Raw genomic sequence first — 13,944 nt, 5'->3', positions numbered from 1 at the left:
GCGCCGCGCGGGCGGCGCTCGATTTCACAGTCGGTAAACATGTCGCGGCATGCACAACAAAAACTGAGTTGTGCGAAGTTGTAACAGCCCATCCCGCCTTGCTGAACACTCGTTTAGTATCTCCCTCGTCAGCCCCTCAAATAGACACAACAATACCGAGGCCCACATGACCACCCCGTCGTCGTCTCTGTTGAGCAAGGTCGAAGCCGGCGTTGCCTGGATCACCCTCAACCGCCCCGAGCAGCGCAACGCGCTGGATATCTCCACCCTCAAGCAGCTGCACGCCTTGCTCGACAGCCACAACGGCGACCCGGCCGTACGCGTGGTGGTATTGACCGGCAGCGGCCGCAGCTTCTGCGCCGGTGCCGACCTGGCCGAGTGGGCCGCCGCCGAGGCCGCAGGCACCCTGGAAACCTATGGCTGGACCGAAACCGCCCACGCCCTGATGTTGCGCTTGCACAGCCTCGACAAGCCCACCCTCGCTGCCATCAACGGCACCGCCGTGGGCGGGGGCATGGACCTCAGCCTGTGCTGCGACCTGCGCATAGCCGCCGCCTCGGCGCGCTTCAAGGCCGGTTACACCAGCATGGGCTACAGCCCCGATGCCGGCGCCAGCTGGCACCTGCCTCGGCTGATCGGCAGCGAACAGGCCAAGCGCCTGTTGTTCCTCGATGAACTGTGGGGCGCCGAACGCGCCCTGGCAGCCGGGCTGGTCAGCGAAGTGTGCCCTGACGAACAACTGCCCGCCGTAGCCGCCGAACTGGCCGGGCGCCTGGCCAACGGCCCGACCTTTGCCTACGCGCAAACCAAGCGGCTGATCCGCGACGGCGCCCGGCGCACCCTGCCCGAACAGCTGGAAGCCGAGCGCCATGCCGGCGTGCTGTGTGGCCGTAGCCAGGACGGCGCCGAGGCGCTGCAAGCCTCGGTTGAACGTCGCGCCCCCCGTTTCACCGGCCAGTAACCCGATACAGACCCTGACCAGGACCTTCGCAGATGAATTTCCAACTGACCCAAGAACAAGAAATGTTGGTGGAAGCGGTACGCAGCTTTGTTGCTAAAGAGCTGCAGCCCCATGAGGAAGCGGTGGACCGTGCCGATGCCGTGCCCCCGGAACTGGCCGCGCAGATCCGTGGCAAAGCCCTCGCTGCCGGGTTCTACGCCTTCAACATGCCCGAGGAAGTCGGCGGCGGTGGCCTGGACTACCTGTCCCAAGCGCTGATCGAACGCGAGCTGTCCAAGGTGTCCTGGGCGCTGCATGTGTTCGTTGCCCGGCCTTCGAAAATCCTCATGGCCTGTAAAGATGAGCAGATCAACGACTACCTGCTGCCCTGCGTACAGGGCGAGAAAACCGATTGCTTCGCCCTCACCGAGCCGGGGGCCGGCTCTGATGCCAACGCCATCAAGACCCGCGCGGTGCGCCAGGGCGATGACTTTGTCATCAATGGCAGCAAGCACTTCATCAGCCACGCGGGCCATGCCGACTTCGCCATTGTCTTTGCCGTCACCGACACCTACGAGCACAACGGGCGCAAGCGCAACGCGGTCACGGCCTTCCTGGTGGACCGTGGTACGCCGGGCATGACCATCCGCCGTGGCCCCAAGTGCGTGAGCAACCGCGGCTATCACACGTATGAGCTGTTCTTCGACGATTGCCGGGTGCCGGCCAGCAAGGTGCTGGGTGAAGTCGACAAAGGCTGGGAAGTGGCCAACGCCTGGCTCACCGCCGGCCGGGTGATGGTGGCCGCCAACTGCGTAGGCCAGGCCCAGCGGGCCCTCGACCTGTCGCTGCAATGGGCCGCCGACCGCAAGCAGTTCGGCCAGGCCATTGGCAGCTATCAAGGTGTGTCGTTCAAGCTGGCCGACATGGCCACGCAGATCCGCGCTGCGGAAATGCTCACCCTGCACACTGCCTGGAAGATGGACCAGGGCAGCATGACCGATGGCGAGGCCGGCATGGCCAAATTGTTCGCCAGTGAAGTGCTGGGCAAGGTGGCCGACGAAGCCGTGCAGATCTTCGGTGGCATGGGCCTGATGGATGAAGGGCCGGTCGAGCGCATCTGGCGCAATGCGCGCATCGAGCGCATCTGGGAGGGCACCTCGGAAATCCAGCGGCACATCATCGCCCGTGAACTGCTGCGCCCGCTGTTGCGCTGACCGGCCTGGAGAACGCACATGTCGCAATCGATTCGTGACAACCTCAAGCGCCTGCTGGCGCCCCGGCACCTGGCCTTCGTGGGCGGGCGCAGCATGGCGCGGGCGCTCAAGCGTTGCGCTGAAGGGGGCTTTGGCGGCGAGCTGTGGCTGGTCAACCCGCAGCACGAAAGCCTGGAGGGCATCCCTTGCGTAGCGCGTGTGGCCGACTTGCCCTATGCCCCGGACGCGGTGTTCATCGCCACCAACCGCGAGCTGACCTTGCAGTGTGTGGCCGAGTTGGCTGCACGCGGGGCCGGTGGCGCCATCTGCTATGCCTCGGGCTTTGCCGAATGTGGCGAGGAGGGCCGCCAGTTGCAGCAGTGCCTGCTTGATGCTGCTGGCGACATGGCTTTGCTCGGCCCCAACTGTTACGGCCTGCTCGACTACCTGCACGGGGCCGCCCTGTGGCCGGTGGCCCATGGTGGTAAACAGGTGGAAAAGGGTGTGGCGATTCTCACCCAGAGCGGCAACTTTGCCTACAACCTGTCCATGAGCGACCGCTCGCTGCCGGTGGCCTACATGGCCTCGGTCGGTAACCAGGCGCAACTGGGTGTGGCCGAGTTGATGGACGTGTTGCTTGACGACCCACGGGTAACGGCGATCGGCCTGCATCTGGAAGGCCTGAAAAACGTGCCGGGCTTCGCGCGTGCCGCTCACAAAGCGCTGCAAAAGGGCACGCCGATCATTGCCCTGAAAACGGGCGTGTCGCAGATCGGTGCTGAACTGGCGCTCAGCCACACCAGCTCGTTGTCCGGCTCCGATGCCTTGTACGACAGCCTGTTCCAGCGCTTGGGGGTGATCCGTGTCAGTGGCCCGGTCAGCTTTGTCGAAACCCTCAAGGCCGCCGCTTGCGGGCGTCTGCCGGCAGGCGGTGAACTGATCGCGCTGGCCTGCTCAGGCGGCGATGCCGGCCTGATTGCCGACTATGCCGAACGCAACCAGCTGAATCTGCCAAGCCTTCAACAAGAACAGGTGACTGCACTGGCCGACGTGCTGCCAGCCTATGCCAACCTGGTCAACCCGCTGGATTTCACCACGGCCATCTGGGGCGATGAAGCCGCCCTGCAACGCATGCTCGACAGCACGATGAGCGGCGCAGCCGATGCGGCCATGCTGGTGCTGGATTACCCGGCAGCATTTACCGGCGAACGCAAGGAGTGCGACCTGTTGCTGGGGCTGTACTGCGATGCGCTGGAACGCCACGGCAAGATTGGCTTCGTTACCTCGGCCTTCCCGGAGCTGCTACCCGCCAGCGCACGTGAGCGCCTCCATTCACATGGCATCGCTGCCTTGCAGGGTGTGGAGGACGGCTTGGCGGCCTGGGGCCGCATCGTCGGCTACCAACGCAACCGCCAGCGGCTGCTGGAACAGGGCGAGACCGCACAGGTCCCGTTATGCCCGCAGGCGCTCACGGGCGAAAGCCAGTTGCTGGATGAATGGCAATCCAAGCAAGCGCTGCGGGCCTTTGGCTTGCCGGTGCCAGCGGGCGTACTGAGCACGCCCGAGCGTGCCGTGGCAGACGCCGCACGCGTGGGTTACCCGCTGGTGCTGAAGGCCGTCAGCGCGCAGTTGCCACACAAGACCGAAGCCGGTGCGGTGGCGCTGAACCTGCGCGATGCTGCTGCGCTGGAAGCCGCACTGGTGCAGATGCGCCAGCGCATCGCCGCCTACGCCCCGCACGTAGCATTCGACCAGGTACTGCTCGAACCCATGGCCGAGCCGCCGCTGGCCGAGCTGATCGTTGGCATCAAGCGTGAGCACGACTTCGCCCTGGCGCTGGTGATGGGTGCCGGAGGCGTGTTGGTCGAGCTGCTCAAAGACAGTGTCAGCCTGTTGTTGCCCACCACCGACAGCGCCATCCGTGCCGCACTGCTGAATCTGCGCAGCGCCAGCCTACTGCAAGGCTTCCGTGGTCGCCCGGCTGCGGACCTCGACGCCCTGGTTGCAGCCATCCGCGCGGTGGCCGACTACGCCTGCGAAAACGCCGGGCACCTGCTGGAACTGGATGTGAACCCATTGATGGTGGGTGCCCGCGGCACCACTGCGGTCGACGCGTTGATCCGTCTCGGCCAGGCGTAAGGAGAACGACATGAATAACCACAGCATGACTGCCGGTCAGGCGCTGGTACGGCTATTGGCCAACTACGGCGTGCAGACCGTGTTCGGCATCCCCGGCGTGCATACCCTGGAGCTGTACCGTGGCCTGCCGGGCAGTGGCATCCGCCATGTGCTGACGCGCCACGAGCAGGGCGCCGGTTTCATGGCCGACGGCTACGCGCGGGTCAGTGGCAAGCCTGGGGTGTGCTTTGTCATCACCGGCCCCGGCGTGACCAACGCCGCCACCGCCATCGGCCAGGCCTATGCCGACTCCATCCCGATGCTGGTGATTTCCAGCGTCAACCACACCGCCAGCCTGGGCAAGGGTTGGGGCTGCCTGCACGAAACCCAGGACCAGCGCGCCATGACCGCGCCGATCACCGCGTTTTCCGCTGTGGCCCTGCGCGGCGAAGACCTGCCCGAGCTGATCGCCCGCGCCTGGGCCGTGTTCGACAGCGAACGGCCGCGCCCGGTGCACATTTCGGTGCCACTGGACGTGCTGGCCGCGCCGGTAAGCCGCGACTGGAGCAATGAGGTGGTGCGCCGCCCCGGCCGTGGCCAGCCGTGCCGGGAAACCCTCGACCGGGCGGCCCTGAAGCTGGCGGCGGCCAAGCGGCCGATGATCATCGCCGGCGGGGGGGCGCTGCACGCTGCCGAGCCTCTGGCGCAGTTGAGCACGCGCCTGGCGGCACCGGTGTTCACCAGCGTGGCCGGCAAGGGCCTGCTGCCACCGGATGCGCCTCTCAATGCCGGCTCTAGCCTGTGCGTGGAGCCCGGTTGGCAACTCATCAGCGAGGCCGATGTGGTGCTGGCCGTGGGCACCGAAATGGCCGACACCGATTTCTGGCGCGAGCGCCTGCCGATCACGGGTGAACTGCTGCGCGTGGACATCGATCCGCGTAAGTTCAACGACTTCTACCCCTGTGCCATGGCCCTGCACGGCGATGCCCGGCAAACCCTGTGCGGTTTGCTCGACCACCTGCCGGAGCTCGCCCGCGAACCGGCTCAGGCCCAAGAAGCCGTGGCCAACCTGCGCCAGGCCATTCGCAACGGGCATGCGCCATTGCAGGCCACGCACCAGGCCATTCTGGACCGCATTGCCGCCGTGCTGCCCGACGATGCGTTCATCAGCAGCGACATGACCCAGCTGGCCTACACCGGCAACTACGCTTTCGCCAGCCGGGCGCCACGCAGCTGGCTGCACCCCACCGGCTACGGCACCCTCGGCTACGGCGTGCCGGCCGGCATCGGCGGCATGCTCGCCACCGATCACCGCCCAGGCCTGGTGCTGGTGGGTGACGGCGGTTTTCTTTACACCGCCCAGGAACTGGCCACTGCGGTCGAAGAACTGGACCGCCCGCTGGTCGTGCTGCTGTGGAACAATGACGCCCTCGGTCAGATCCGTGACGACATGCTCGGCCTGGACATCGAGCCGGTCGGCGTACTGCCGCGCAACCCGGACTTCATCGGCCTGGCCCGCGCCTTTGGTTGCGCAGTGCGCCAGCCGCGAGACCTGGACGCGCTGCAGGCCGACCTGGCCATTGGCTTCGCCACACCTGGCGTGACCTTTATCGAACTCAAACACACCTGTGTGCGCTAAACCGCGCACAACACCCATAACAAGAGAAACCACCATGCCATTTCGCCGTACCCTTCTGGCCGCTTCCCTGGCCCTGCTGATCACTGGCCAGGCTCCGCTGTACGCCGCGCCGCCGCTGTCGATGGACAACGGCACCACCGCCTTGACCGTGCAAAACAGCAACGCCTGGGTCGAAATCAGCGCCAGCGCCCTGCAACACAACATCCGCACCTTGCAGGCCGAACTGGCCGGCAAGTCCAAGCTGTGTGCCGTGCTCAAGGCCGATGCCTATGGCCACGGTGTCGGCCTGGTGATGCCGTCGATCATTGCCCAGGGCGTGCCCTGCGTGGCGGTGGCGAGCAACGAGGAAGCCCGCGTGGTCCGCGCCAGTGGCTTCACCGGGCAACTGGTGCGGGTACGCCTGGCCAGCCTCAGCGAAGTGGAGGACGCCTTGCAGTACGACATGGAAGAACTGGTGGGCAGTGCCGAATTCGCCCGCCAGCTCGACGCCATCGCCGAGCGCCATGGCAAGCCGTTGCGCATCCACCTGGCGCTCAACTCCAGCGGCATGAGCCGCAACGGGGTGGAGATGAGCACCTGGTCCGGCCGTGGCGAAGCGCTGCAGATCACTGACCAGAAACACCTCAAGCTGGTCGCGCTGATGACCCACTTTGCGGTGGAAGACAAGGACGATGTGCGCAAGGGCCTGGCAGCGTTCAACGAGCAGACTGACTGGCTGATCAAGCACGCCAAGCTCGACCGCAGCAAGCTCACCCTGCACGCCGCCAACTCGTTCGCTACGCTGGAGGTGCCGGAGGCACGCCTGGACATGGTGCGCACCGGTGGCGCGCTGTTCGGTGACACGGTACCGAGCCACACCGAGTACCAGCGTGCCATGCAGTTCAAGTCGCGTGTGGCCGCCGTGCACAGCTACCCGGCCGGCAACACCGTCGGCTATGACCGCACTTACACCCTGGCCCGTGATTCGCGGCTGGCCAACATCACCGTTGGTTACTCCGACGGTTACCGTCGGGCGTTTACCAACAAGGGCCATGTGCTGATCAATGGCCACCGCGTACCGGTGGTGGGCAAGGTGTCGATGAACACGCTGATGGTCGATGTCACCGACTTCCCGGATGTGAAAGGGGGCAACGAAGTGGTGCTGTTCGGCAAGCAGGCCGGGGGCGAGATCACCCAGGCCGAAATGGAAGACATCAACGGCGCGTTGCTCGCCGACCTGTACACCGTGTGGGGCAGTTCCAACCCGAAGATCCTCGTCGACTGAACCCGCCATTGAAGGGAGATTGCCATGCGCTACGCCACGCTCACCCAACGCATCGCCGGCGACGGGGCTGCGGCCTGGGACATTCACTACCGCGCCCTGGCGCTGCAGGCCGAGGGCAAGGACATCCTGTTGCTGTCGGTGGGTGACCCGGACTTCGACACCCCTGCGCCGATTGTCCAGGCGGCCATCGACAGCCTGCGAGCGGGCCACACCCATTACGCCGATGTGCGCGGCAAGCTGGCCCTGCGCCAGGCCATCGCCAACCGCCACCGGCAGCGTAGCGGCCAGGCGGTCAGCGCAGACCAAGTGACCGTGTTGGCGGGTGCCCAGTGCGCGCTGTACTGCGTGGCCCAGTGCGTGCTGGACCCGGGCGACGAGGTGATCGTTGCCGAGCCCATGTATGTCACGTACGAGGCCGTGTTCGGTGCTTGTGGTGCCAAGGTGATACCGGTGCCGGTCAAGCCGGAGAACGGTTTTCGCGTCTGCCCGCGAGACGTGGCCGAGCGCATCACGCCGCGCACCCGCGCGCTGGCCCTGAACAGCCCGCACAACCCCTCGGGTGCAAGCCTGCCCCGTGCGACCTGGGAAGCACTCGCCGAATTGTGCATCGCCCATGACCTGTGGCTGATTTCCGACGAGGTATACAGCGAGCTGCTGTACGAGGGTGAACATGTGAGTCCAGCCAGCCTGCCGGGCATGGCTGAACGTACCGCCACCCTCAACAGCCTGTCGAAATCGCATGCCATGACCGGCTGGCGGATGGGCTGGGTGGTCGGTTCGGAGGAACTCGCCACGCACTTGGAAAACCTCGCCCTGTGCATGCTGTACGGTTTGCCTGACTTCATTCAGGACGCTGCGGTGGTGGCCCTGGAGCAGCAGCTACCAGAACTGGACGCCATGCGCGAGGCCTATCGCCAGCGCCGAGACCTGGTGTGCGAGCAACTGGCTGGCTGCCCGGGCCTCAAGGCGTTGAAGCCCGATGGTGGCATGTTCGTGATGGTTGATATCCGCGAAACCGGCCTCAGTGCCCAGGCCTTCGCCGACCGCCTGCTGGACAGCCAGGGCGTGTCGGTACTGGCCGGCGAAGCCTTTGGCCCCAGCGCCGCCGGGCATATTCGCCTGGGGCTGGTGCTGGGCAACGAGGCGTTGGTCGATGCCTGCCAGCGCATCGCACGCTGTGCCGGCGAGTTGATGCAAGGCTAAGCGACGGCGGCCAAACATCCTGTTTTGTGCAAGGAGAACACAAGTGAATGTACTGATCGTCCACGCTCACCCCGAGCCACAATCGTTTACCGCCGCACTGCGCGACCAGGCCGTGGAAACCTTCCGTGCCCAGGGCCGCCAGGTGCAAGTCAGCGACTTGTACGCCATGGGCTGGAACCCGGTGGCCAGTGCCGAAGACTTTACCCATCGTGAGAACCCGGACTATCTGGTGTATGCCCTGGAGCAACGCCAGGGGGTCAAGCGCGGTGCCATTGCCGAGGACATCCAGCAGGAGCTGGACAAGCTGCTGTGGGCTGACCTGCTGGTGCTTAACTTCCCGATCTTCTGGTTCTCGGCGCCGGCCATGCTCAAGGGCTGGATCGACCGGGTGCTGGTGTCAGGGGTGTGCTATGGCGGCAAGCGCTTCTACGACCAGGGCGGTTTGGCGGGCAAGAAGGCGCTGGTGACCGTGACCCTCGGCGGGCGCGAGCACATGTTTGGCGAAGGGGCGATTCATGGGCCGCTGGAAGACATGTTGCGGCCGATTCTGCGGGGTACCCTGGCCTACGTGGGGTTCGAGGTGTTGCCCCCGTTCGTGGCCTGGCATGTGCCGTACATCAGCGATGAGGCGCGCCAGGGCTTCTTGCAGCAGTACCGACAGCGGCTGGAGCAGCTCTCGGATGATCAGCCGCTGGTGTTCCCGCGGTTGGCGCAGTTCGATGAGGCGCTGTACCCGCTGACCTGATCTTTCTCCTGTACCAACCCTTGGGGCCGCAACGCGGCCCCAACCTGTTATCGGCATACGACATTGCGCAAACCTGGCAATGCCGTATGCCAAAAACGACCACCCACACATTCGGGGTATGTTCCCCCTCGGCAAATCCCCCGATAGTGAACCCAACGGCTCGAACCGGAGCATTCACACGATGGAGTTGCCATGCGCAAGGTACTGAAGGTGATGGGTGGTCTGCTGCTGGTGTCTGGCGCCAGCCTCGCCCAGGCGGCAGCGGTAGACAGCGGCAACACGTTGCGGTTGTACAACTGGACCGACTACATCGGCGAAACCACCTTGGCCGACTTCGAGAAGGCCACCGGCATCAAGGTCATCTACGACACCTTCGATGGCTACGAAACGGTGCAGACCAAACTGCTCACCGGCCGTTCCGGCTACGACCTGGTCATGCTCAACGCCTCCCTGGTACCCCCGCTGATCAGTGCCGGCGTGTTCCAGGCGCTGGACAAGCAGCAGCTGCCCAGCTGGCACAACCTCGACCAGCAAGTCGTCAACAACCTGCAAGGCTATGACCCTGGCCTGAAGTACTCGGCGCCCTACACCTGGGGCAGCTCGGGGGTCACCTACAACGTCGACAAGATCACCGCACGCATGCCCGACGCCCCCATCGGCTCGCTGGCCATGCTGTTCGACCCCAAGATCGTCTCGCGCTTCGCCGACTGTGGCGTCACCCTGATGGACGCGCCCACCGAGGTCATCCCGCTCGCCCTGCAATACCTGGGCAAGGACCCGCGCAGCGCATCTGCGGCCGACCTCAAGGCCGCCGAACAACTGCTGCTGAGCATCCGCCCCTACATTCGCAAGTTCGACTCGGTCAACTACCTCACCAGCCTGCCCAACGGCGATGTCTGCCTGGCACTGACCTGGTCCGGCGACTACGCCACCGCCCAGGCCCGGGCGGTGGAGGCGAAGAAGGACATCAAGCTGTCGTTCTTCATCCCCCAGGAAGGCTCGTTGATCTGGTTCGACAACCTGTACATCCCCAAGGATGCGCCGCACACGGCCAACGCCCACCGCTTCATCGAGTTTTTGCTGCAGCCGCAGACCATGGCCAAGGTCACCGACTACATCCACTACGCCAACAGCAACGCCGCCGCCACTGCGCTGGTGCGTGACGACATCCGCCAGGACCCGGCGATCTACCCAGATTCATCCACCCGCGAACGCCTGTTCGCGCAGAAAACCCAGAGCCCCAAGGACATGCGCGCCATTACCCGGGTCTGGAGCACGGTCAAGACCGGTTTCTGAATACTGCCCAACGATTCCCGCCAAGGAGCTGCCCATGGCCACCCCAAGCAACGCATTCGCCATCGCCCACGACCCGCTGGTGGAAGCCGACAAGGCCCACTACATGCACGGCTACCATGTGTTCGACGAGCACCGCGAGCAAGGCGCACTGAACATCGTCGCCGGCGAGGGCGCGTACATTCGCGACACCCACGGCAACCGCTTCCTCGATGCCGTTGGCGGCATGTGGTGCACCAACATCGGCCTGGGCCGTGAGGAAATGGCCTTGGCCATCGCCGACCAGGTTCGCCAACTGGCCTATTCCAACCCGTTCTCCGACATGGCCAACGATGTGGCCATCGAGCTGTGCCAGAAACTGGCGCAGCTGGCCCCTGGCGACCTGAACCATGTGTTCCTCACCACCGGCGGCTCGACCGCTGTCGACACCGCTTACCGGCTGATCCAGTACTACCAGAACTGCCGCGGCAAGCCACATAAGAAGCACATCATTGCCCGCTACAACGCCTACCACGGCTCCACCACCCTGACCATGTCGATCGGCAACAAGGCCGCCGACCGGGTGCCGGAGTTCGATTATCACCATGACCTGATCCACCACGTCTCCAACCCCAACCCGTACCGCGCGCCGGACGACATGGACGAGGCCGAGTTCCTCGACTTCCTGGTGGCCGAGTTCGAGGACAAGGTCCTGTCGTTGGGCGCTGACAACGTGGCAGCGTTCTTCGCCGAGCCGATCATGGGCTCGGGCGGGGTGATCATTCCACCCAAAGGCTATTTCGAACGCATGTGGCAGCTGTGCCAGACCTACGACATCCTGTTCGTCGCCGACGAGGTGGTGACCTCGTTCGGGCGCCTGGGCACCTTCTTCGCCAGCGAGGAACTGTTTGGCGTTACCCCCGACCTCATCACCACCGCCAAGGGCCTGACCTCGGCCTACCTGCCGCTGGGCGCGTGCATTTTCTCCGAGCGCATCTGGCAGGTTATCGCCGAGCCGGGCAAGGGCCGTTGCTTCACCCATGGTTTCACCTACAGCGGTCACCCGGTGTGCTGCACGGCGGCGCTGAAGAACATCGAGATCATCGAGCGCGAGCAGTTGCTGGATCACGTCAAGGACGTTGGCAGCTATCTGGAACAACGCCTGCAAAGCCTGCGCGAGTTGCCGCTGGTGGGCGATGTGCGTTGCATGAAGCTGATGGCCTGCGTCGAGTTCGTGGCCGACAAGGCCAGCAAGGCGCTGTTCCCGGATGAGGTTAACATTGGTGAACGTATCCACAGCAAGGCCCAGGCCAAGGGGCTGCTGGTACGCCCGATCATGCACCTGAACGTGATGTCGCCGCCGTTGATCATCACCCATGCGCAGGTGGATGAAATCGTCGAGACCCTGCGCCAGTGCATCATCGAAACCGCGCGCGAGCTCACCGCGCTTGGCCTGTACCGGGGCCGATGAGCCTGGCGCAAAGGGCTGTGCGGGGGCGTGCCTGGCAGGCTAGACTGCCGGGCATGACCCAGGCCACCCCCGACACCCCGCTTACCCTCACCATGGGCGCGCTGCAGCAATGGTATGCAGCGTTGCAGCGCGCGCTGGCCAATAGCGAAACGCCTGAGGCGCTGGAGTATGTGGCCGCTGCCATCGGCCAGCTGGTACAGGTGGAATCGATGATGATCAGCCTGGAGTGCCAGGGGCGGGCGCCGCAGCTGTTGTACCAGCAAGGCATCCCCGAACTGCACCGCGCCGCTGTGCTGGAACGCTACTTCAGCGCCGGTTACCTGCTCGACCCGTTCTGCCTGGCGGTGCAAGGCGGCCTGGCCGAAGGCTTTTACCACCTGCAGGAAATCGCCCCCGACAACTTCTTCGACAGCGACTACTACAAGACTTATTACCTGGTCACCGGTTGCAGCGAAGACAGCTACTACATCGTCGACCTCAGCGCGGGTCGCAAGCTGTCATTGAGCCTGTTCCAAGGTTGCAGCGGTACGCCCCTGAGTGCCGGGCAGGTCGACCTGCTGCGGGCGCTGGAGCCGATGGTGCGCGAACTGCTGGGGCGCTATGCCCGACACAACCTGGAGCCTGGCACTGCATCGGTTGAGCGCGGCGGCTTGCAGGCGGCATTTGATAGCTTTGGCTGCCAGGTGCTCACTGACCGCGAGCGCGAGGTGGCACACATGATCTTGCGCGGGCATTCGGTGAAGTCGACTGCGCTAGAGCTGGGTATCTCGCCTGAAACGGTGCGCATGCACCGCAAGAACCTGTACCTGAAGCTGGAGATCAACTCGCAGTCCGAGTTGTTTGCGCGGTTTATCGACTGGTTGCGCGGCGATCACCTGGAAATCTAGAAGCTATCGCCGCCCCTGTGGGAGCGGGCATGCCCGCGCAACAGGCACTGCGGTGGATGGCACGGGCTCTGCCGTGTTCGCGGGCTTGCCCGCTCCCACAGGGATCGCGTCAGCTTTGAAATTTCGGGTTGGTTACGAAGCGGCCAGCCGGGCCTCCAGTGCGGCAATATGCGCCTGCAGCCGTTCATGTTCCTGGCGCTCGGCGCTGATGTCTTCGAACACGCTGATCAGGTGTTCCGGCTCGCCATTGGCATGGCGCTGCAACGAGGTGCGGGCGCGCACCCAGATGTACGCGCCGTTTTTGTGGCGCACGCGTTTTTCTACCTCGTAACGCTCGGTTTCACCGGTCAGCATGCGTTGTAACAGCTGCAGGTTCTGCGCCAGGTCGTCGGCGTGGGTGATCTGCTGGAAGGTCATGCCGTAGAGCTCTTCGGCGCGGTAGCCCAGCAGCTCGCACAGGCTGTTGTTGACCCGTTGCCAGGTGCCGTCCGGGTCGATGTAGGCGAGGGCGCCCCAGGCGAGTTCGAAGATCGCCCGGAAGCGTTCCTCGCTTTGGCTCAACGCCTGTTGGGCCACCTGACGTTCGGTGTTGTCCATGCTTATACCGACCATTTTCACCGAGCGCCCAGCGCTGTCGCGCACTACGGTGGCGCGGGAGGAAATCCAGCGTACTTCGCCATCGGGGCGGGTGATGCGGAAGTCGCACTCACAACCCGTTCCTTCGGCTACCGCCTCGGCGTACATCGCCTGCATGCGCTGCACGTCTTCGTCGGGCAGGTGCTTCCAGAAGTCTTCGTTGTGGTGCACCGGCCAGCCGTACACCTGCTCGACGTTAGGCGAGTAGGTGACTTCGTCGCTGATCAGGTTCCACTCCCAGGTGACGATGCGCGCGCCTTCCTGGGCCAGCTTCATGCGCGTTTCGCTCTCCATGATCTCGGCGGTCAGGCGCCGGCGCAGGTCGGTCATCGGCAGCTCGACCACCTGCGGTTGCTGGATGTTCTGCAGGGCTTCGTCGCCATAGCGCAACCAGATCCAGTTGACTTTGAGAAAGTCGGCCAGCTTGCGTAGGTTGTCGTAGTCGATCTCGCCGCCACGGGTCCACTTGTGCACCGCGGTGCGCGAGATGCCCAAGGCCGTGCCCACGGCTTGCAGGGTCAGCTTGTGATGCTCAAGCAGTTCCTTGAGGCGGAAGGCGAAGCTGTTTTCCAACAT

The 13,944-nt window shown here is 64.6% G+C and carries 11 protein-coding genes; 10 read left to right on the top strand and 1 reads right to left on the bottom strand.

The annotated features are described in order from the left end of the window. The first annotated feature begins 166 nt into the window (after window positions 1-166). The 10 genes from APH36_RS01225 (at window position 167) to APH36_RS01180 (ending at window position 12,732) form a co-directional block, all read left to right on the top strand. Entirely contained in the window at window positions 167-961 is a 795-nt protein-coding gene (locus APH36_RS01225; RefSeq protein ID WP_060497128.1) for an enoyl-CoA hydratase/isomerase family protein, read from the top strand. Window positions 962-993: 32 nt separating this feature from the next. Beyond that, a complete protein-coding gene (locus APH36_RS01220; RefSeq protein WP_060497127.1) occupies window positions 994-2,154 on the top strand; it encodes an acyl-CoA dehydrogenase family protein in 1,161 nt (386 codons plus the stop codon). Window positions 2,155-2,172: 18 nt separating this feature from the next. Further along, a complete protein-coding gene (locus tag APH36_RS01215; protein WP_060497126.1) occupies window positions 2,173-4,272 on the top strand; it encodes an acetate--CoA ligase family protein in 2,100 nt (699 codons plus the stop codon). Window positions 4,273-4,282: 10 nt separating this feature from the next. After that, on the top strand, window positions 4,283-5,890 hold the full coding sequence (locus tag APH36_RS01210) for a 5-guanidino-2-oxopentanoate decarboxylase (RefSeq protein ID WP_060497125.1): 1,608 nt from the start codon (window positions 4,283-4,285) through the stop codon (window positions 5,888-5,890). Between the two features lie 34 nt (window positions 5,891-5,924). Continuing rightward, window positions 5,925-7,154: an alanine racemase gene (gene alr, locus APH36_RS01205; RefSeq protein ID WP_060497124.1), complete on the top strand. Its 1,230-nt coding sequence runs from the start codon at window positions 5,925-5,927 to the stop codon at window positions 7,152-7,154. Window positions 7,155-7,178: 24 nt separating this feature from the next. Continuing rightward, window positions 7,179-8,357, top strand: coding sequence for a pyridoxal phosphate-dependent aminotransferase (locus APH36_RS01200; RefSeq protein WP_060497123.1), 1,179 nt, complete (start codon window positions 7,179-7,181; stop codon window positions 8,355-8,357). A 43-nt stretch (window positions 8,358-8,400) separates the two neighbouring features. After that, entirely contained in the window at window positions 8,401-9,102 is a 702-nt protein-coding gene (locus APH36_RS01195; RefSeq protein WP_060497122.1) for an NAD(P)H-dependent oxidoreductase, read from the top strand. 192 nt (window positions 9,103-9,294) lie between these two features. Next, entirely contained in the window at window positions 9,295-10,398 is a 1,104-nt protein-coding gene (locus APH36_RS01190; RefSeq protein WP_060497121.1) for a polyamine ABC transporter substrate-binding protein, read from the top strand. 34 nt (window positions 10,399-10,432) lie between these two features. After that, window positions 10,433-11,845 carry an aminotransferase gene (locus tag APH36_RS01185; protein WP_060497120.1) on the top strand — a complete coding sequence of 471 codons (1,413 nt, stop codon included), beginning with the start codon at window positions 10,433-10,435 and terminating at the stop codon, window positions 11,843-11,845. A gap of 53 nt (window positions 11,846-11,898) precedes the next feature. Continuing rightward, window positions 11,899-12,732 (top strand): helix-turn-helix transcriptional regulator, encoded by an 834-nt coding sequence (locus APH36_RS01180; RefSeq protein WP_256219063.1) that lies wholly within the window; start codon window positions 11,899-11,901, stop codon window positions 12,730-12,732. 132 nt (window positions 12,733-12,864) lie between these two features. Here the strand turns inward: APH36_RS01180 and APH36_RS01175 are convergent, their stop codons facing one another. Further along, window positions 12,865-13,944: a helix-turn-helix transcriptional regulator gene (locus tag APH36_RS01175; protein WP_060497139.1), complete on the bottom strand. Its 1,080-nt coding sequence runs from the start codon at window positions 13,942-13,944 to the stop codon at window positions 12,865-12,867.

The sequence above is a fragment of the Pseudomonas sp. NBRC 111133 genome (assembly GCF_001320605.1).
Lineage (GTDB): Bacteria > Pseudomonadota > Gammaproteobacteria > Pseudomonadales > Pseudomonadaceae > Aquipseudomonas > Aquipseudomonas monteilii.
This window is presented reverse-complemented; position numbering and strand designations above follow the sequence as displayed.

Excerpts from the sequence above, each read along its gene's own strand:
- APH36_RS01225 (WP_060497128.1), top strand. The coding sequence starts at position 167 with ATGACCACCCCGTCGTCGTCTCTGTTGAGCAAGGTCGAAGCCGGCGTT.
- APH36_RS01220 (WP_060497127.1), top strand. The coding sequence starts at position 994 with ATGAATTTCCAACTGACCCAAGAACAAGAAATGTTGGTGGAAGCGGTA.
- APH36_RS01215 (WP_060497126.1), top strand. The coding sequence starts at position 2,173 with ATGTCGCAATCGATTCGTGACAACCTCAAGCGCCTGCTGGCGCCCCGG.
- APH36_RS01210 (WP_060497125.1), top strand. The coding sequence starts at position 4,283 with ATGAATAACCACAGCATGACTGCCGGTCAGGCGCTGGTACGGCTATTG.
- alr (WP_060497124.1), top strand. The coding sequence starts at position 5,925 with ATGCCATTTCGCCGTACCCTTCTGGCCGCTTCCCTGGCCCTGCTGATC.
- APH36_RS01200 (WP_060497123.1), top strand. The coding sequence starts at position 7,179 with ATGCGCTACGCCACGCTCACCCAACGCATCGCCGGCGACGGGGCTGCG.
- APH36_RS01190 (WP_060497121.1), top strand. The coding sequence starts at position 9,295 with ATGCGCAAGGTACTGAAGGTGATGGGTGGTCTGCTGCTGGTGTCTGGC.
- APH36_RS01185 (WP_060497120.1), top strand. The coding sequence starts at position 10,433 with ATGGCCACCCCAAGCAACGCATTCGCCATCGCCCACGACCCGCTGGTG.
- APH36_RS01180 (WP_256219063.1), top strand. The coding sequence starts at position 11,899 with ATGACCCAGGCCACCCCCGACACCCCGCTTACCCTCACCATGGGCGCG.
- APH36_RS01175 (WP_060497139.1), bottom strand. The coding sequence starts at position 13,944 with ATGTTGGAAAACAGCTTCGCCTTCCGCCTCAAGGAACTGCTTGAGCAT.